This window comes from Bacteroidia bacterium (assembly GCA_023228875.1).
GTDB lineage: Bacteria > Bacteroidota > Bacteroidia > NS11-12g > UBA955 > JALOAG01.
In genome coordinates this window covers 1-20,403 of record JALOAG010000017.1, presented here as the reverse complement: position 1 = coordinate 20,403, position 20,403 = coordinate 1, and the positions used below count along the sequence as shown (strand labels likewise).

Annotated in this window: 8 protein-coding genes; all 8 read right to left on the bottom strand. The window is 33.4% G+C overall.

What is annotated here, in order from left to right; translation table 11 throughout:
• Positions 1–257: 257 nt before the first annotated feature.
• From M0R38_11245 to M0R38_11210, 8 genes are read right to left on the bottom strand one after another with little or no spacing between them, the layout of a single operon-like run.
• A complete protein-coding gene (locus M0R38_11245) occupies positions 258–4,526 on the bottom strand; it encodes a hypothetical protein (GenBank protein ID MCK9482322.1) in 4,269 nt (1,422 codons plus the stop codon).
• Positions 4,527–4,548: 22 nt separating this feature from the next.
• Positions 4,549–5,394: a DUF4007 family protein gene (locus M0R38_11240; GenBank protein ID MCK9482321.1), complete on the bottom strand. Its 846-nt coding sequence runs from the start codon at positions 5,392–5,394 to the stop codon at positions 4,549–4,551.
• A complete protein-coding gene (locus M0R38_11235; GenBank protein ID MCK9482320.1) occupies positions 5,372–10,849 on the bottom strand; it encodes a DUF87 domain-containing protein in 5,478 nt (1,825 codons plus the stop codon). Before M0R38_11235 ends, M0R38_11240 begins: the two co-directional genes overlap by 23 nt.
• Before the next feature lie 13 nt (positions 10,850–10,862).
• Positions 10,863–12,440 (bottom strand): hypothetical protein, encoded by a 1,578-nt coding sequence (locus M0R38_11230; GenBank protein MCK9482319.1) that lies wholly within the window; start codon positions 12,438–12,440, stop codon positions 10,863–10,865.
• Positions 12,433–14,793, bottom strand: coding sequence for a hypothetical protein (locus M0R38_11225; GenBank protein MCK9482318.1), 2,361 nt, complete (start codon positions 14,791–14,793; stop codon positions 12,433–12,435). Before M0R38_11225 ends, M0R38_11230 begins: the two co-directional genes overlap by 8 nt.
• Positions 14,794–14,851: 58 nt before the next feature.
• The gene (locus M0R38_11220) at positions 14,852–15,658 is read right to left on the bottom strand and encodes a phosphoadenosine phosphosulfate reductase family protein (GenBank protein MCK9482317.1); all 807 of its coding nucleotides are present in this window, start codon (positions 15,656–15,658) and stop codon (positions 14,852–14,854) included.
• 10 nt (positions 15,659–15,668) lie between these two features.
• Positions 15,669–19,037: a hypothetical protein gene (locus M0R38_11215; GenBank protein MCK9482316.1), complete on the bottom strand. Its 3,369-nt coding sequence runs from the start codon at positions 19,035–19,037 to the stop codon at positions 15,669–15,671.
• A complete protein-coding gene (locus M0R38_11210) occupies positions 19,034–19,921 on the bottom strand; it encodes a DUF4007 family protein (protein ID MCK9482315.1) in 888 nt (295 codons plus the stop codon). Before M0R38_11210 ends, M0R38_11215 begins: the two co-directional genes overlap by 4 nt.
• Between the last annotated feature and the right edge of the window lie 482 nt (positions 19,922–20,403).

The following is a 20,403-nucleotide window of genomic DNA, read 5'->3' as shown; positions in this document are numbered from 1 at the left end:
ATTTTTTATTTGTAGGGACAACGCCTTGTGCCTGTCCAAAAAACTTCTCACTCCATCACTCTCTCACATCGCGAAGCGACTCTAACAACGCCTTGTGCTTGTCCAAAAAACTTCTCACTCGTTCACTTTTGCAAAGCAAACCCTCCTGTGGCTCTCTGTGAACCTCTGTGGTGAATTAAAAAGTTCGTTGTCGTTCGTTGTTAAATCCTTCTTTGTAGTTCAAAATAAAAATCTATTCAAACCATATTAGTGAAAGATCACGACAATGTAGATAACGCCAACTCCAAAAACTTTTCTTGCTCTTTATCGGGAAGTTCTTTAAACTTTTCTATTAACCATTCAAGTTTAATTTCACTCAGTCTATTATATAAGGAAGCTTTTACTTTTGCAAGTTTATCAAGATGTGAGGATATAATATATGCTGGGGGGTTCGTAATGCTATTATATAGTTGATTTGCATTAGCAGAGCCCATAACTTTTATATCTGGTTCTTGATTAAGAATTTTCTCTGTCCAGTCAAAACTTCTTTTTTCTCTAACAGCCACAATATTTTTTTTCATTGTATCTAACACCTCGTCATAAAGCCAAGGCAGCTCTTCTTGGTGCAATTCGTTATGTAATTCAAGCAAAATAGTATCATACAATTTATCAAAATCAACCCATTCAATAGAAGGTTCCATAAGCTTTACATGAGCATCTCTGAACGAGATAAGGGCTTTTCTAATAATACGAAAATCGCCAATATCATCATCCAACCCCTCATAAGAACGAAGGAGAGAATCAGTCAAATCTAAGCACTCATGTATTGAGTTTTCATCGCTAAGCTTGTAATTCCAAAGACTATTTCCCTTTTTTATTATATTACCTTCAGCAACAGAAAGGTCATTATTAAACATACTCAGTTGATCTCTTATTTCAAGAAGCTCGGGCTTGTTTATTTTTTTATACATATTTCTGAGTTTTTGGATATAATCATTTGCATCACTTTTTGTCAATCTTATATTTTTAAGGTTATTTGAACTCAATACGTTTTTATAAGTAGTTAACCAAGCTTCTACATCTTGAATTAACTTGCTGGACTGTGTCTCTATTTCAAGTTTTTGAATTATATCGTTATAATATTTACTTAGCTGCACAGCTTCAGAGTCAAAGTTTAATTTCTCTAATTTTGGCAATATATCCTTTTTCATTTTATGTTGAAATTCACCAACTATATCTGGTCTATTTGATTTAAGTGTCTGATTCCCTAACCACTCAGAAAAGTTTTGTATAATTGCTAACCTACTTTTTGTAAACATATTTTCAAGCTCTGTTCTTTGGCTTTCTACCCATTTTTCTCTGTAAGCTATCATCATATCTATATGGCTTTTAAGCTTTATGCAAACATCCAACAGCAATGGTATAATTTTACTTTTTATACCATTATTTAGATCTTGTTTGATCTTATCAATATCTGTTTGCAGATTATTTAATATCTTTTGTGATTCGCTTGATTTATCCGATATAGCGCTTACACGAAACACCAAATCAGGAGGAACAGGAGTTAATTTCTTAAGTTTATTAGCTTCTTCTAAATACTCTACTAATCTTAAGTGTGTTTTCTCTTCTTCCCATTCATCAAGCAAACTGATCCATTCCGATGTATCATCTGACTTAGATAGCAAAAAAGATTCTTTCAATAGTACTTTATTGAACTGCCCATTTTTTACAATATCATGGTTTGCCCAATCATTGATTGAATAAATTTCACCGTTTTTTTTAACCAACAACTCTTTATGTCGAGCCGATATATACACGCCAAGCAACAAGCCTGCTGATGCGATATTAGCTCCATAAGGTGCACGAATTAACTCTAAATACATTTCTTCAAGAGAAAGAGATGATTCTTCTTTTAGCTTTATATCCCAACTCTTTGTTAGATTTTTCAAAATAGTATTTGTTGGGTTTTTCTGTACTTTGCCGCTTTTATTAAAAACATCCCATTTACCTGATTGAAATATCTCTGAACGATTTTTCTCTGTCTTAGCCATATCCATAATTGCATCATAGTCTAATATACCTCGCATTAAATCTTTGGTAAAGGTCGAACATGTTTTTGACGCATTACCACTTTTTGTATTGTAACCATCAAATGGAAATATTATTGGTTTGGTATAGATTGCATCAAATATTTTTGTAGTAACATCTTTAATTTTTAATCCTTCGATATCAATCTTACTATCAACAACATATCTTCTTTCTCTCAACATTGTTTTGATAAGATCATCAACAGATTTTGAAATGTTTAATTCATGAGTATCTATCAAATTGCCATATTTAATTTTTTCTTCTGCCCCAAACTCTTTAAGCAATGACAATTCAGCCAAAGCTTGCCCAAGTTTGCCTTCAATATCATAGAGCAGATAAATAAGCACAGGAACGGAATTCATCCCGAGAGTCTTTGCTTTCGTCTTTAGCATGGTTTTAGCTTTAATGTATATATCGGCGATATCCTCATTTTGACCAACATACGTAAAAATAAGGCTACCACGGGCTTCATCCACCTCTTCCACATTCACACAGCGGTCTGCCTCCAACTCTATTTCGCCAGATAATGTAGAAGAATTGGCTACTTTTGATTTAAAGAACCACTCTCGAGTACTGATATTATGATTATCTGAAAAATCACTTCTAACAATATCAAAATCACTATAAATTTCTTCTATTTGAGATATAAACAATTGTGCTCGTTTCTCTTCGCTATAACTATTAGAATAATTTTTAATATGAGTATAAAATTGCTTGCGAGGCAGCGTCTCACCTAATATTAAAAAATGCTTATAAGAATCGTCCCAGCCTATTGTATTATATTCATTTTTTAGCTGATCTAATTCATAAAGCACAGCACTATATTCGATGTTTGTAAGCATTGAAATTGCTATGGTTGCATCTTTTTCTGTTTCAACATTTAAACCAAGTTTAGAACTTAATAAAATAGATTTTAAAATATCAATCTGTTTTTTTGAAAACTTTGACTCATATTTAGACATAATAGTCATATAGTCCTGAATTACTGTACCTTGACCTCCAAACTCTTCTGAAGTTAACAACTCTTTCAAAAGTGATTCATTCAGTAAATCAACTGCAGGTATAGACCAGTCACCTGTTGGCTCAAATTCATAATCAAAATATTGCACAAGAATTTCTGACAACAAAGATAGAGCAGATCTTTCCTGTAAGTATCCTCCCTTTGAACTAAAATAGTACAATAGCCAAGAGCTGTAAGGGGACAAAGGCCAAGCACCTTTTCTTATTATCTTATGAAACTGGTCAAAATCTACCCAATTGTTATTATTTGTTGATATGGAGAACCAGTTATTAATATTTTGCCAGTCCCTCCTTGAACCAATATAGGCTTCTTTTGAATCAAGAAATTTATTTAAGTTAGAAATATCTTTTTTCTCAATTAAGCCAGCAATCAAAGTCTCTAAATTAGTTGATAAGTATAATTTATCAGAGTTTTCGTATCTACTTATATATCTTTTCATTTCATTGTGAAAATTTGGCGATATACGCTGCATATACGCATTAAGCTCAAATTGGACAAAGCCAACAAAACAAACTTGAGGAGAAATATTTTGTACAGATTGAAACAAATCCTGTAAAGTGCCTGCCCCTGCAATGTGACTTTTGATGGAAGAAAACTCGAGATATTTGCCAAATTCATCAAACAAGATAACTATAGATTGATATGGTTTACCCTCTCCACAGTAAATCTCAACAGTTTTTTCTAAAAAAGCATTTATCGACTCACTTGGTGCTGTTGCGAGTGCCATATTTTGTTCAGTAAGAAAACGACTAACTGTATCATATACATTTTCATCTTTTTTTTCAAGACCTTCTATTATTTCATTCAAAGAAAGAACATTGCATTGTTCACAAAGCTGTAAGATCAACTCTGATTTAAGGCTATTAAGAACAGGTATAGCTTGTTTATATTTTGGTCTCATTTGTTCTATATACTCTGTATCATGCCCATCTTTGATTAAAAACTGCTCTATCTGTTGGGCTATTTCAGCTAACAAATTAAAACTACCAAGCCCATCTATTGTCAAGACAATGCAGGACTTATTAATCTCTTGTTGCAACACTCTTATTTCATTTCCAATATTTTTATCTGCTGCGATAAGTTTATCTGTTATAATTTGTGTTGTTTCGCTTGTAGGTCGTTTTAAAATCTCAGCTAAAGTGATAGCCAAATGAGACTTTCCAGCTCCATAGCCTGCAATTGCCAAAGTAAATGGAGATTTATCTATGCCATAAGATCTCTTTAGTATTGTTTTGGTAAAGTTTGCCGTATCAATCAATCGGTGCCCATGGTGAACACCTATTTCTTGTTGTGTTACTCCATGATAATCAGGACCATGAAAAGCAAACGCTTTTGCAGCAGCCATTGCTTTTTCTTCGTCAAATCGAAACCAACCAATATTAACTGCTCCTTGAAAAAGGCTATCAGCTCTAAACTTTACAATATCGGATACTTTCATATTTGCTCCTTACCAAACATTGCTATATTAAATCATCATAAATTCCGTTATAAGCTTCAGTTGAGTTTATTAAAGGGCTGATAATCCAAGGGTTCATATGTCTATCAACTTGAAACAAATTCTTCTTTTCCAAAAGTTCATAAAGCTCAATTATATCGCGATTACTCCACTTAGCTATTATTTGCCAGCCTGTTGCTTCGTCTAAATCGGAAATTGTAATCTGTCTTTGTTTGGGAAAATTTCTCTCTATTAGATTTATCAGCCATGCTGCATAAGCTCGTATCATCTCATCTGTTATTGGAGCTGATTTTCTCATGATTTGCTTATTTTGCTCTATCAAAGCACCGCATAACTTAAATGAGCTGTCATCCTTATACATATTTATAAGAGGACCTGTGATACTTCTTTTGACATTACCATACAGTGCTTTTAACACACCCTCAAGGCTTTCTCTGCTAAAACTATCACCAATACTGTGATAATTTGCCCAAAACACATTATACCACACATCGGCTCCTGTTTCAATATCACACATATTTAAATGGCAAAGCCACTGGCTGATATCTGTGTTCAAATATGGATCTTCTAAAAGAATTATGCGACCTAAAGGGGATAGCTCGTATTTCTTAATAGCCCCTTTTTTATCTATTGAGACTATTAATCCCATACCAAGACAATAATTTATTATTGCAGGAACTTTCCCTGTCGATTCCCCTGTCGGAATTCCTGTAAGGTTACCAATTTCATGATAATCTCCTTCTCTGCCTGTTGCTACAAATTTTAATAGTGCATTTATATAGCTACGTTCGGGTATAAAAGTATAGTGAAAACTGCGTGGTAGGCGACTATTTGTCGTTTTGGCTGCCATCAAAGCCTCTCTCTTCAAGTGAGCATATTTTTACTTTTTGTACTTTTTGTTTTAATTCATCTTGATCCTTCATAAGGTGACTTCCGATTACATAACATTCACCTTTCTTCAATTTTGAAAGATGACTTGTCCATTCTTTGGCACTAACATCATGCATTATATTATGTAATATACCAGCTTGCTCTTTTAATTCATTGTCAGATGGCCTGAAAAAAAGTTTCAAGTCTGATTGAAATAAACGACTTACTTTGCTATCATTAAGACCCCCAACTCCTTTTAGAGATTGAGTTGCACTAATCAAAGCTATACCGTGCTTTCGTCCCTCTGTAAGATACTTTGCTACAGGTGAATCATCGCCTAAATCAAGATTTTGTATCTCATCCAAAACAACAACTCGCGGCAAATCCTTGTTACCTTGAGATGAAACATAACTATAAAGATCCCACAATACAAACTCAACAATTGCCCGTCTGGATTGACTATCTACTCTGTAAAACTGAAACACTTTATTTTTAATAACTTTATCTGTAAAAATATGTTCCCAGCTTACACCTTCTTTGCTGGTGCTAAAGGGCTTGCTTGAAATAAATGAACTCAATTTGGTTATAGTTGTTGATATTGTGTTCTTTGTAAAATGAGGGCTATCTATAAATTCCTCAATCACTTCTAAAAACAAGTCTAAACTAAAATCATCGCCATATTTCTTAATACCATCTTGAATGGCATTTACTACAAGGGGATGTTGCTGCGACCCTAAGTTATAAACTTTATAAAATATTGCTGCAACTCGTTTTGCTATTGTTAAGGGATCATCACGAAATTCTCTACCGCCCTCATAACTTACTTGCACTTTAAACGGATCTATCTGTAATGGCTCTTCATATATATAAGTTTGTGCTTTTTGTGGTATGTATTTTTTGGCATTAGGCTCTATTTTGGAATCTATAAAACCATCTGTATAGTCAATAATCAAGTTATTTTGATCTTTTCTTGCCAGCTCACACAGCAAACATTGAATTGCATAAGATTTCCCCATACCAGAGCTCCCAAGTATAACTGCATGTCGATTTGAAAGCTGCTCATGACCAAATTCCCAATATACTTCCTCCCCTTTATCTGTCTTACCAATTAAAATTCGATCGGGAACAGAAGTGTTTTGAGTCTCTTGAACTGGCTCTTGCTCTTCAATTAGAGGTTCAGTCATGTCATTCTCAGGATCAGAGCTTTCTGCTTCGTGATAAGTATTAGATATAGGCTCTTCGCAAACTTTTTCATTTATATCCTTCATATAATCATCTGATATTAAATCCCAGCCAGCAAAATCTTGCTCATCTTCTTCGGCGTCATAATCATCTTCTATTACATCGTTATCTGTTTCAATCTTGCCTTCAGGTAAATATTCTTCAATAAAATCATCTTCATCAATAGAAGATTCAACATAAGCACTAATCTCATCAAAGTCTATCATTCTAAATTCATCTAAAAATTCATCATAAGCCAAATCTTGAATATTTTTAGTAGCAATATTTTTTATAGCATCTTTTGCAAAATGATAAATATTCGCTTTACCTCTATCAAGCCCAGATACATCCCATGATCCTTTATTTTCGGGAAACTCGCCACTTTCATCTATTAAAAAGGCAAAGATAGAAGCACCCCAGCTTATCTTATAGTTTCCATTTGCAAGTTTTTCCAGAGCATTCTCAATATTTTCAAGATCACAAATTTTTACTACAGACTTTGTAGCTATCAGCCTATGCAATTGCATCCACCAATATCTTCGTGATGGTTTATCGTCGTCTAATTTACAGCTTTCGTCACTGAGTGGCAAAAATGATTCTCTCAAAACATGCACTCCGTTTTCTATTTGAGTTTTTGCAGCTGGTATCAGATAATCAACCCCCTTACTCATTTTGCATTCAATTACATGCATATAGACTTCAATAATATTCTCTTTATTAAGCCGAGCTCGTAGCCATAAAAGATCTGGCCTTTTGCTATTATCTGCAAAGTCAAACCAATGTATATAAGCATCCAGGCTGACCATTGTATCACACAATATGTCGGAGGATTCAGTTAAAAGCTTGCGTGTCAACGAATATGACATAAAGTCACGTATATATTCGTCGTTAACACCTGTTGCTCTTACTACAGAAAGCCCAGACAAACATTCAGCCTCATTAATTACCCCCTTGCTGATCTTGCAATAATCATCTCCTGACCATGCTTCATCAGTAATTAAAGACTTGATAGCGGATTTTAAACTATGCGTTATTTCTGAAAACGATGATTTCTCCGACGATATTGTGAAGTTCTCCTCGCCTGAAGCACCAACTCCTGATCCAAAACCAATAATCTCCCTTTTACTTGTATCAGGGCTATTCCTTTTTCTGATCAAAATGTCGTCTATATTGGGGTCAATACAAACCACCCACTCTGACTTTTTATGTATTACTTCTAAAATATCTACCCAAATTTGAAAATCTATTATAGTTTTGGTTATAGTATCAGATACAGCCGTATTAATTTTTAATGCTCGGATATATGATGAAAAACTTGAGCTGTTTTTAAACTGACGATTACTAATATTTTTTTTGCGTTCTAAAGAACCAAAATATTCTTTTGTACTTGGTACGGATCTTTCAAGAATTGGGTATCTCAAGCTATATTCTGTTTTGTCAAATTCATCTGCAGCGAAAAGATCACTTGTACTATTTGCATCACTAAAACTATATAAAAACATAATATCAGTATAAAAATCATCATCGATTATTCTTAAAAATGATTGTTTATCTATAGTGCTCAAAAGTCTATGAGAAACAGAAAACCTGCAGTTTCTATATACTTTAAACTTATTGCTTGTCTCTGCTTCTTCCCAAATCGCTTTCCAATAATCTATCCATTTCCTAATATTATTATCATCAAATGAATCATTAATTAGTGTCAGATTAATATTATAAATTTTGCGGCTATTTGTATCAATTGCAAAGTTATTTTTATCATTCTCATTTGATATTTTATGCAAGTATGCATTAATACCTGCTATTATTGGTTGTATATCACGATTTAAGTAAACTGCTAAGCTAATACCATCTCGTGCATGAGGATGCAACTGAAAATAGTCAAATAGTATATTTGTTAAAAGCTTTGATTGCCGTGTTTCAAATGAGATATCAGAGTCTGTTATACTTGTGTGCGTTTCATCGTAATCATCTGATATTAAAAAGTTAAACCGTGTTGATTGATACCCACAATCCTCACTTTGATTGCCAATTTTATGGATTAAATCATAGCCTCTGACATTGGTATCTACTTTTTTATTTTTATTTATTAGCAGGCAATTGATTGGCATACGAATAGCTGACAAGTCCAGGTATGATTGCCAAGCTTGTTTTTTAAATTGTCGTTGTCCTGTACTTTTAACAAATTCTTGCTTCACTAAATAGTTGAAACATGCACATTGATATACTATCTGTGACTTTAGCATTTCCAAAAGAGATGGATGCAAAACACTTATAATTGCTGCCTCTTCATAATAAGAGGCATACCATTCCAATCCTTTTATGTTGCTATTTTCTTTGATTATCATAAAAGCACGAATTAAAAAGTTTGCAATCGGAAGCATTAACTGGTTATTATCAGTATAGATCATTTCTAAAACATCATTATATGCTTTTTGAAAATTATCCCATTTTTCACTATTCAAAGATGACAGCAATCCGTGGCGTGAAGCTGTTTGAATGAATTGCCAATATTTTGTGCCTAAATCTTCATAATCTTTTATTATTTTATAATCATGTCTTTTCAATTCTGGAGTCAACATATTAACCATAAACTCAGTATCTGTACCTGAATCTTTTAAGCTATGTAAAAAAACTCTCTTAAATTCTTCATCCGAGCTGATACTAATAAGCTCGTCATAATAGGGAAGAGTAAAAAATGGCAGATTCCTTTCCTGATTATTTGACCTATAAATATTATAAGCTTTCTTTAACAACTCTGCAGCAAGGCGATAAGAGTGATGCTCATAGAGGCACCAATTGTATTTTCTCACAAAAGGCTTTTCAGACTGATCTGTATAGATTTTCACAGCAAAGCTCAATTGTGCCTCTACGTTAGGTCTATAACTATATTTTATATCATCATTTAATAAATTGGAGCTTATAGTTACAAGGCTACTTTCTTGAAGAGAAATCTCTATTTGGCTTTTCAAGGTATCGTCAAGTCCGCCTAATAAGACACAAAGATAATCCTTGGCAAAGCTCTCATTACTATCTGCAGAGCGATCGCTATCATCACTGTCGATATCATGTCTAAATGCCTCTGATTCTATCTCAATTTTCACAATTAGCTCTTCATTGTCGATACTCTTGCTTCTATACAAGTCTGATATTGTTTCCCAAATAGCTGTTAGAGATATTTCTACAGGGCTACCATCGAGGTTTTTTATGCTTGCTTTGGACTTTTTCTCCGTTTTCTTTTTGTATTTAAGAACCTTGTCGAAGATAAATGCAAAATCACTGTCCAATAACTTATCTCTATCCTCTTTTGATCGTTCATTTATATAAGATTTCATGCCCAATAACAGCTCTTCGCCTGTTTCGTATAAACCAAGAACATTCTTATTTTCAAGATCTTTCCATATGGGATCTTCTTCTTTCGAATCTATCAAGCTATCTATTGCTTTTATTGCTTTATCTTTATGTGAATTATCAATATACTTGCTATATGAAAAGAACTCATCTGAATCACTAATATAGTTTGCAAATCGTTTCCCTGTTTTTTTATATTCATAGCTATCAAATCTGGGTAAACCAAAAACTTTGAGATTCTTTAGCATTTTCTCTATTATATCAAAATATGTATTGCACTCGCTAAAGTCCATATTTTCAAGCCACTGACTCATAGACAACAAATCAGCTTTTCCATGATCTATAATTGGCTTTAATATATTATCAAACCGTTTAAAACCATCGATGTCTGGCAAATCTATTTCTAAATCCTGTAACAAAACCTCAATCCATGAACTAAAAGACTTTGTCATTTCATAGTCCCAAATTGTCTTCAAGCTAAATTCATTAAAGTCTGCAAGGCTTGCCGAATCCGTAACTTTATCTGTACCAAACAAGATTATTATATTATACTTGCCTTGATCTGCATCAACATTTCTATAACTGGCAAGATTATTTAATTCTGCTGTCCAACTATTATTTTCTGCTTTAATTCTGGAGCTTTGCGACCAGCCGTCCACTACTGACTTCGCGATCTTTAAAGTAAGTTTGATATTATCTCGAAAAAAAAGGTCTTTATATATCATCTCTGCTACTTTTAGCATCATATCTTCAGGTAAATCATGAATCATCAAAATCATTTTTTGCCCAAGACGTGCTGTTGATAAGCTTGAGTCTATCTTATTAAATATACTACGCTTTATTGTTGAACTGATAAATTTCACTATTACCTCCCTCTTAATCTTGTTTTGGATGTAGCACTAACGCACATGAGTCAGACAAATGAACAAGCAAACCACTCTCATCTAACATCTCTATCAACCAAGCATCAACATTACTATCAATATATATTTCTGATCCATTTATAGACTTATTGCATTCACTAAAACCCCGGTTATCAAAAACCATTCCCCAACGACTTTTGATTATTTCCTTAAAAGTATCATATGTAATTCTACCATTTTCGGGTACTGTGATCGCTACTAAGAGTTTTAACACTTCTGGTGTCATGACAAATCGTGCCCCGCTCCCTTTTTTGGGTATAACAAAATCTATCTTTTTTGCAAGATTTAAAAATAACTTATGGCCTGAACGACGGCTCGCTTCATTTAAATACTTTTGGTCTTTCTCATAATCTTGGTTCTCAAAAAAGTCGTTGATCGCATAATAGATCTTTTTTTCTATTGACTTTAAACTTTGATGTGATATCCTTTTTAAAGCCCCGTCTTCTTCGCTTGCTGATGTTACTGCCATATAATAGTCTTTACTTTCATCAAGCTGTCTGCTACTTTGCATTGCTAAAGTTCTTAGATTATGAAGCACAAACAAAGTCTCAAGATAATGAATGCTTTCAATTATATCAAAATCGGATTTCAAGATACGAACAATATCGACTGCCAATAAATAACCCTCTTGCCATGTATTTGCATTACACCAACCTGCTTCAACATAACGCAAAAAATCTGCTTCACCATCTGTTTTAACTGATGTCTCCTTATCAAGCTTCTCATCAATGAAATTAGCAAGTTTGCCTATTATTTGAGGACTTTTTTTAAATAAGCTATCAAAACCGTTTTCTAAACTCGATAACAATCTTGATGGATCTAATTCCTCTTCTTCAAAACCAAGTCCGATTTTACCAGACCAAGATCTTATTTCTTCCTTTGTTCTTTGTAAACCATTGCAAAGCTGTAAGTATAAAAGCTCGCCACCGCGGGCGTAAAATATATGCTTATTTGTTTCAAAATATCTTTTATTCGTTATAAAAATTTCGTCCCAATCTTGCACACCCGCTTTTGCTGCTTTTGTCTCTGCCCAAATAGCCTCTCCAGCTATTAGATTCTTACATATAGGCAAAAAGCTTTGGGCACACCAAGTACGACCATAACCTGCAGCCTGTAAACCCATCAATAAGTTTTCTAAAGTTTTAATAATCTCGTTCTCGTTATCTTCTTTTGTGTCAATTTTTTCTTTTAAACGGCCTATTAAATAACTGTGATGCTTCCTATGACTGACATGCCTACTGTCAATTCTTGATGCACTTAGAAAAGAAAAAAGCTTTAAGTTTAATCTAATTGTCGGTGCATATTTGAGTTTTTCATTATCCCAATTCAAAAGAGTTTCATAAGAAGGAAAATATGTCTCAACTTCATCATCTCCTATCTTTTTTGCAGAACATGCTACCAAAAAGAATTCTGATAAAAGCTCTATACTGGTTTGATCAATGCTAAACCTATTACCATACAACCTGATCGCAGGATTTCTTCTAAATGCATCTACATTTTGTGCATTGTATGGGAATGTCATATCAGTCATTGGATACCTCCAGTCTACTGTCTGAAATCTTATACTTTTGACGTACCACTTTATTATCATTTCTCATTCGAATTAAGAGCATTTCGCTTTCATTTAAATTGCTTTTGTTTAGTATGGTATTTTTAAACTGATTTAATCTCTCTCTATATGATGTCTTAGATAAGTCAACAATCTCTCCATCTCTCTTTTTTCTCACATAGTCCAAGAAAGGCAGATCCAGGCCCAAATCAATTCCCTCGAAAGAGTTTTTCCCACTTAACAATAACTTAGTTTTTGGATAGCCTGTAGCTTCCTTCTCCTCAACAAGATCCAACTCAAACGACTGTCTCCAATTAAACTCTTTTAGCACTACTTGTGCACTTTGCCTTATATTGCTCTGATTTCGGGATAGGGTAATATATACTTTATCGTCTTGAGACATATTTTTGACTGGCCTTTTTATCCCTGAAAAGTACTCGTAAATCACATCCAATATCATTGTCGAGTAAACTTCCTTATTATCAAGTCTTGGAGTTTTTTGCCAGCTTTCCCAGTTAAGAATATTTGCCGATTTTAAAAACTTACTAATAATTAGCTTATTCTGCTCTTCATCTTCGTTAAAGAAATAAAGTATTCTGCGTGCTTGTTTTCTCGCATTTTCTGGTGTATTAGAAATGTTTTCTTTTGATGCTATATATGAGCCTTCCCTATGCAAATCAATAAAATAATCATCATTAATATTTACTGGCATTTTAAAATTAAACGATTTAGCTCCTTTTTTCCACAAAGGTGCCTCATGAGAAGGTGATAAGATGTCCCCGTATTCTTGCTTATTAATCTCTTCAATAGCCTTCATTTTAATTGCTTTCTGATCTTTTTTGTTTCCATCATCTCCAAACACCCTATTAAAAAATAAATACCTTGTTTTATTGCTTTTAACACTTCTTTTAATATCTTCATACCTGAAGCCACTGCTTATTAAATATGCCAAATGTGAGGTAATTTGCCTAATAGTGAGACGTGTACCATACTCATACATACGCATATACATTAAAAATAGCCTATTAATGACTTGCTCTGATTTGTTGTTTATAAGCTTAACATTTTCGAAGATAGGGCAATAAGTATTCTTCTCACAAAACTTACAATACGACCAGTTTGATTCCCTAATCATATTCTTAAAAATTGACTCAGCTAAATACAGATTATTCATCAATGCAAGATTATAAACCTTAAATCTTATTTTCTCAATACTTAAAACAGACTCTCCTTTTTCATTGCTAATAGCTTTTAAAACATCGCTTTCAACTTTTACTTTGGTTGAGTCCAATACATCAGCATGCGAACGGAAAAAGTTTAATAATGCTCCTGTGTTAGAAACTATCAAATAACTATAATTATGACTGTGTAGCTCTCCTATTAATGTCTTGTCGTCTTGCTCATTCCTTTCGCTAAAGTCTTTAATAATTCTAACATTCTGATTTTCGATTTCCTCAATATCTCTCATAGGTTTTACCAATGGTTTCGATTTGTCCATGCCAGATAAATTCTTAAAAACATCTACAGCTATGATCGTCTTACCATCTCCTGCATGCCCTGTTAAAATCACATGCTCATTATTTTTTAAAGCTTCTATTATTCTATCTGTCAATGGATGTTCCACATGTATTGTATGAAACATATCATTGACTGCTTGAGACTCTGCTATTACATTCTCATTTAGTGCACTTGTGCTTATTAAGGTACTTAGATAGTTACCAAAATGTATTATTGATGTTTTATTATCTTTTAGGGCATTATTACATTCATCATATTTATCATTTTTATTTTCCTCATTTACAAAGTCACAAAAGTAAGCTGATTCTTGGCTTTTTATTTCTGTTGTTTCGTACTCAAATACAGAGATTTTTTCTTGCAATTCATTATATCTTTTGTATATAAACGACATTATTTCAGTTGCAGATTTAACATCAAGCAAAATTGTTTTTAAATCATTTGAAATAACAGCATAATTTATTATTTCTAATATTCTTTTTTTTGTGAACCTGCTGTCTCTGCTCTTTATAATATACTGATAATCTTCTTCTTTTTCTTTCTTGATATCAAATGTCCAAAAACCGTCGTTTGAAAGTGCATAAAATGGAAATTCAATATTAATATCTTTTGGTTTTGCGTTGTTATCTAACGTTTTGTACTTTTCCTCAAACTTTTCTTCTAATTCCTCGTTTAAAATCAGCTTATTGTCATGTAACTTGTTTCTTATATACATATCAGCAATAGCTAATAGTAAAGCAAACTTATGAGGACTTACAGTGTTGTTTCTTTTATGTATCCTCATGTTTTGGATCATATCTAAAACCCTATCTAATGCCATATGACCTCCAAAGGTATAAAATTTTAAAACTATTTTTTTACATGTTTGTAAAAAACAGTTATAATTCTATTGTCAAACTTGCTTTAAAGTCAATCTCTTGTTTAGTGCTGTATGCTTCTGCAAGTTTTTGATTTACTTTGAACTTTTTCTTTTCTCTTTTCACCCTATTTTGATAGTTTTGTTTTATTTGATTTCTTCTTTTAGGTTTAATCAAATCATACAACTCTTCGCCTTTATTCCAAGTATATTTAACTCCATCAACTGCTACACTTTTTTCATAATCTGCTGATTTCCTAAATAGCTCAGGGTGATTTTCATACAAACCAACCCATTCTCTTTTCTGTTGGTAAAAGCAAAAATAGCAGCCAGAACGTGAACGCCACTTATAGTAATCAGGAAGGCCTAAGCCAGCTTCATCTAATATCCTAATTACATCATCTCTTCTAATATTATCTTCAATAAATGGGAAAACAGGCTTGATATTTGGTTTTGTAGAAATATAGCCAGATCTATGGGGCTCATCTGCTCTGATACCAACGTAACTTATAACATTATCCGAGCCTATAAACTCCTCGTATGGCACAAGTTTTAACAACCTTGTACACCATCTTGTTGTTGGGTCAGGCAACACTCCATTAAACATGTCCAAATAATAGTCAAAGTTACGTTCAGATTTTATCCAAGTTATACTTTTTCCCAAATAACTTGATAGTTTTTCTAAATACTCATAAGTTTCAGGTAGTTCATCGCCCGTGTCTGTAAACACATATTCCATATCAATATTTTTGTTTAACATATATATAGCTAAGGCTGAACTATCTTTGCCCCCTGAAAGTGCTAAAATATGTCTTACTTTTTCACCCAAGTTTTTCTCCTTAACTGTTCTGATTTGCTTCTAATTCTTTGATTTTATCTTTTAAAAACCTTATTGCAGTAGTGGTTGAACTTATTTTGATTAAGCTTTTAACTCTTAAATCAATATCTCTCTCTAATTCAGGTATATTATCGCCAGGATCTGTCTTTCCTGTCTGTGCAATTACACCATGGTTTTCCCAATAATAGTTAAATAGCTCAGCCTTGCCTTGCGCTAATCCAGGGAAGCGGTCTATATCAATATCCGACCATCTCTCAAACGACCGCCCACTTATAATGGATAAAGCAGGAATGGGATTGTGGTCGTCTTTCTTACCATTTAATACAGAATTGATAAAGGGAGTAATAAGGTCATGTTTTATTCTCTCGCTCAAGATCTCGCATCTGTTCTCTATTTCCAACCAGCCAGCTTCGCCTCTTTCCAAATTACAATAGCTTAATAATTGATCTCTCGCATTGTCCCGAATATATGATGCATAGGATAATAGTGCATTGAGAGAGCTGTTTAGCTTTGTAAAATATAAGTCTATGGTATCAGACAATTTAAGATCAGCTATCCCAAATACTTTTGGCAAGTCTATAAATAATAAATCTTCAGGAGATACTGCTGATAAAAATGCCTCCCTCATGGCAATTGCAGTTTTATCTTCAATCTTATTTGATCTTTTGCTAATGTCTGGCAAATTATTGATATAGCTATATAATGCCTTTACCACATGATTGATACTCTGTTCTGTTTGCAAAGAATTGGCAAGTCGTTTGATAATTTTCAACTGTATACCTTCAATACGCAAGCCTTTTACAGTAAATAAGTCTAATCTATTTTGCAATAAATCAAAATGTTCAGTATTTGCATCTGGTAAAAAAGATCCCTGTCTATACAAAAACAGCTCATCTTGGTGCACAGCGTAAAAGATAGTAAATAAGAGAGGGAACACGCCTTTGGGTATTCCATAAGGCTTTTTGTTTAATTTTTTACAAAGCTCATCAAGTTTTACTTCTTCAGGCTTTTTATTAAAAATCTGTTTTTCCATAAATATCCATGCTGGATAGAGATTTACATAATTATCTTTTGGAGGTGCTTGTAAAAACCAATTATTTTTTTTGTCTTTCGCATGTATATTTGCTTCTTTAATAATTGCCTCATATATGCTTCTTTCAGGAGGATAGCCTATAATACCGAATGTTTCAAGCTCTGATTTTGTTAAGATATATTCCATTAATCTTCTTCTTGCTCCTGATGCTGCATTAGATATGTCATCACGAGCAATTAATTCATTTTTTAAAATAGGGCTTTTGTTATATAAGTCATCGCATACATTCGAAAGAAATCTGCTTATTTCTATAGGTGTTTTTAAATCTTGTTTATCGCCAGACCAATACCATTCACATGCGTTTCCTATGGGTAGTTTTCTTGGGTCGAGAATTGTCTGCGACCTTTTATTCAATTCCTGCTCATACGACGAGATTCGCATATTTAATTCTCTTCTGGCTATTCTATCATCCCTCAGCTCGTTGGTATGCTCTTCTACCCATCTCAAGCTTGCCAGTTCATTAGCAAGCTCTATTAGACTATCTAACTGTCTTGGCACAGCTATTATAAGCTGGTCATATTCTTTTGTATATTTCTTTGTTTGATTGATTAAGTCGGGGTACTTTTCACCAGGCATCATCACTGCTATTAAGCCTGAGCTTCCTTTATCTATTTCTGCTGTCAACAATTCATCTAATCCCAAGAAATGATCTGTATATATTATTGAGAAATGTCTTATGACGCCCCTGTCAAGACTGTGTTTTCGTGCTATCATCGCTTTTTGATTGAGATGTTTTTCCAATGTTTTTAAAAATAGTTGAGTATCAAAATGTAAATTACGCTTTGCTTCTCCCAATCTCTCATCTATATCGACATCACTCCCTTCCCAGATCCGAAAACTATTGTCAAGCTTTCTACGAGTGATAAGAGACTGAGACACAAGCGTATCTAAGATTAGATTCAAATCATATGTGTCAGGCAAACAAATCTTCAACAAAGATCGCGTTGATCTTAAAGGAGATATTTCAGACAGCACATTCAACATGGCTATAGTTTTTAAAGTATTGATATTTTCAATATTAAGATTATATTTGCTTACGATGATATCATTAGCCTCGAGCAACCTCTTGGCATTGGAGCTTCTTGAAAGACCTACCTCAAAATTAGAAAGCAAATAATCATAAACATGATATACTCTTATAAAACCGTCATCGTTTTCTATCGTATTGGTATTGATATTTTTTTGAAAGCCAAAATGCTCTTCACTGATTAAGTATGAAAATATTGACCTTTCATTTTGGGCAAAACGTTTGAATATATATGGCAAAGCTAACAATAAACATGGATGAATTGGCCATGCTTTAAATGCACAATCTTCGAACAATTCCGCACTTAAACCACTTGGCAGGATATGGTCTATCTCATTGATTTTTTGTAATACCTGTCCTACTGAGTCTTTAATCTTTTTTGGTGCTTCTTTAAGTGGCTTTATTGCTTTTGATAACATCAATATTGTGCTGCTTGCTGTCTCTGAAAAACGTATATTCTCAAAACGCTCCTGCACTTTTGTCCACTCTGCACGGCTTGTCTTTGATAGATGGTCGCTATAATTGTCCATTTGCTGATGTAATGTTATCAAAAACAACATAGAATAGCTTTTAACACGCTCTGCATATTCTGCTATTTGTTGGTAAACATAGATATCACCACCATCCCTGTCATGCAGCAAATATTCAAGTGTTTTTCCCGCTTCGTCAATTATTAATAATATACCTGCGTAGCCTAAATCTATAGCTAATGCTCCAACCAAATCTAAACAGTCCAACACAGCATTTGAGTCTTGCCAGCTCTCATTGGCAAGGTTTTCATTAACAAGATCTATAACTTCCCTTGCTTTTGCATTGTCTTTCAAAGCATTAACTGATTTTAATATTCCCTCAAGAATAAGTTTATTTACTGGCATTTTTCTGCCTGTAATCAAAATTGATAAATGATTTGCATTATCTCTGTCTTCTAAAAAAGCCATAACTGATTTTTGTGGAGCATTCTCTTTTAGATGATTTAATGCTTGATTGTGAATTGTAGGTATAGGCGATAGCAGTTGGGAAAGATATACTGCAAATGATGATTTGCCAACACCAAACAAGCCAGATATACTAAAAGACTTCTGACCTTTGGGCTTGATAAGCCCTGAAATGATACGATCAAGAGCTGTCATTACATTAGTTGTTACAATATATCCATAGTCTTTGCTATCTCTTTTATAATCAGAATCTACATTAACAGAACGTTTATAATTTGGTGCTACTTCTACATATTCATTAATTAGATTTTTCATTCAAGCCCACCTTCCGTATAATAAGACTCTAAAAGCGACATACCATCTTCTAATTCGCAATATAATAATGCTATGCCTGCTGCCTCATTATAGCCTATACAATCCGACCATTTTTCCTGATTACTTAATGATTCTATTGCTCCGATTAAGCTGTTTTCATCCAACATAAAGATTTGGCCAGGACTCTCCTCTCCGTAAAGAGCCTCATTAACTGTGACTGTGGCTTTGCGATGTCTTTTCATATAAGACCAAAGTGCATAGCAAATAATCTCTGCAGATAAATTAGGTTTATAACCTATATTAAAGCAATAAAGATCACTATCGTTCATCAGCTGAATAAGGTTTAACTCTTGAAATGGACTGTCAAAGCCTTCGTCTTTTTGACCTTGAATATAACGACGATTTCCTACATAAAGCTTTAAGAAACAATCTATGTCTTTACTTAAAATATTTACGCTGGGCTTTCTTTTATCTGTTGCTTCAACTATATGAAGTACTGAATCATTTACATCTTTCTTGCTAAACTCTGGCTTACGAAGATATGAAAAAATTGCTGTGCCTGAATGAAATAAATCTGAATTTGTGTTTATATTCCAATGCAAAAGCCAATAAGAATTATTATCCTCTAAGTATGGATCCCACCCATTTTCCTCATCAAGCAATTTGTCTGCTAATCTGCTTGCCTCTTGATACTCTAAAAGACCTGACAGCTCCACCCAATAGCGGATGCTATCAACCATATTCTTGCCTACGCCAAGATGAACTATAGCATCTTCTTGATTAAAACTAAATCCTGACTTAATAAAACGATACCCTTTTTCTATCCAACCATATCGAACTGTAAAGGTCTGATGACCTGAGAATTTTGATTTTCTTGTTACCATGTTATACCTTACTATTATATCCTTCTAATATTTTAAACTCAATATCACCAACTGATATAAATTTAATACACTATAACTTGCATCACTATATATCATTGCAACATAGCAAACCTCTTTAAAACTTTAAACATGCCTCTGTAAGATTTGTCGTTGCCAATCACTTTTTCCCTCCACATTTTCATTACTGAAAACTTATTAAGTCAAACTTTAACAAATACATCAACATTGTCAAGAATTATTTATCCAAAATGAAAATTATTAATATTTACAAAGAAAACTTTTATAAATCATGATTATGTAAGCTCTCAGAGATAATATTTTATTTAAAAATTCACTGACTTTTCGCCTCAGTTTATAAACTAAACTTCCCTCTCGTTGAGATTTTCATTGAGACTCCTATACACTCTCTATAAATTCCCCTAACATTCCCCCAACACTTCCGCTACATTCCGCCAGCTTCTCCAAGATAGCAGGGGGAATGT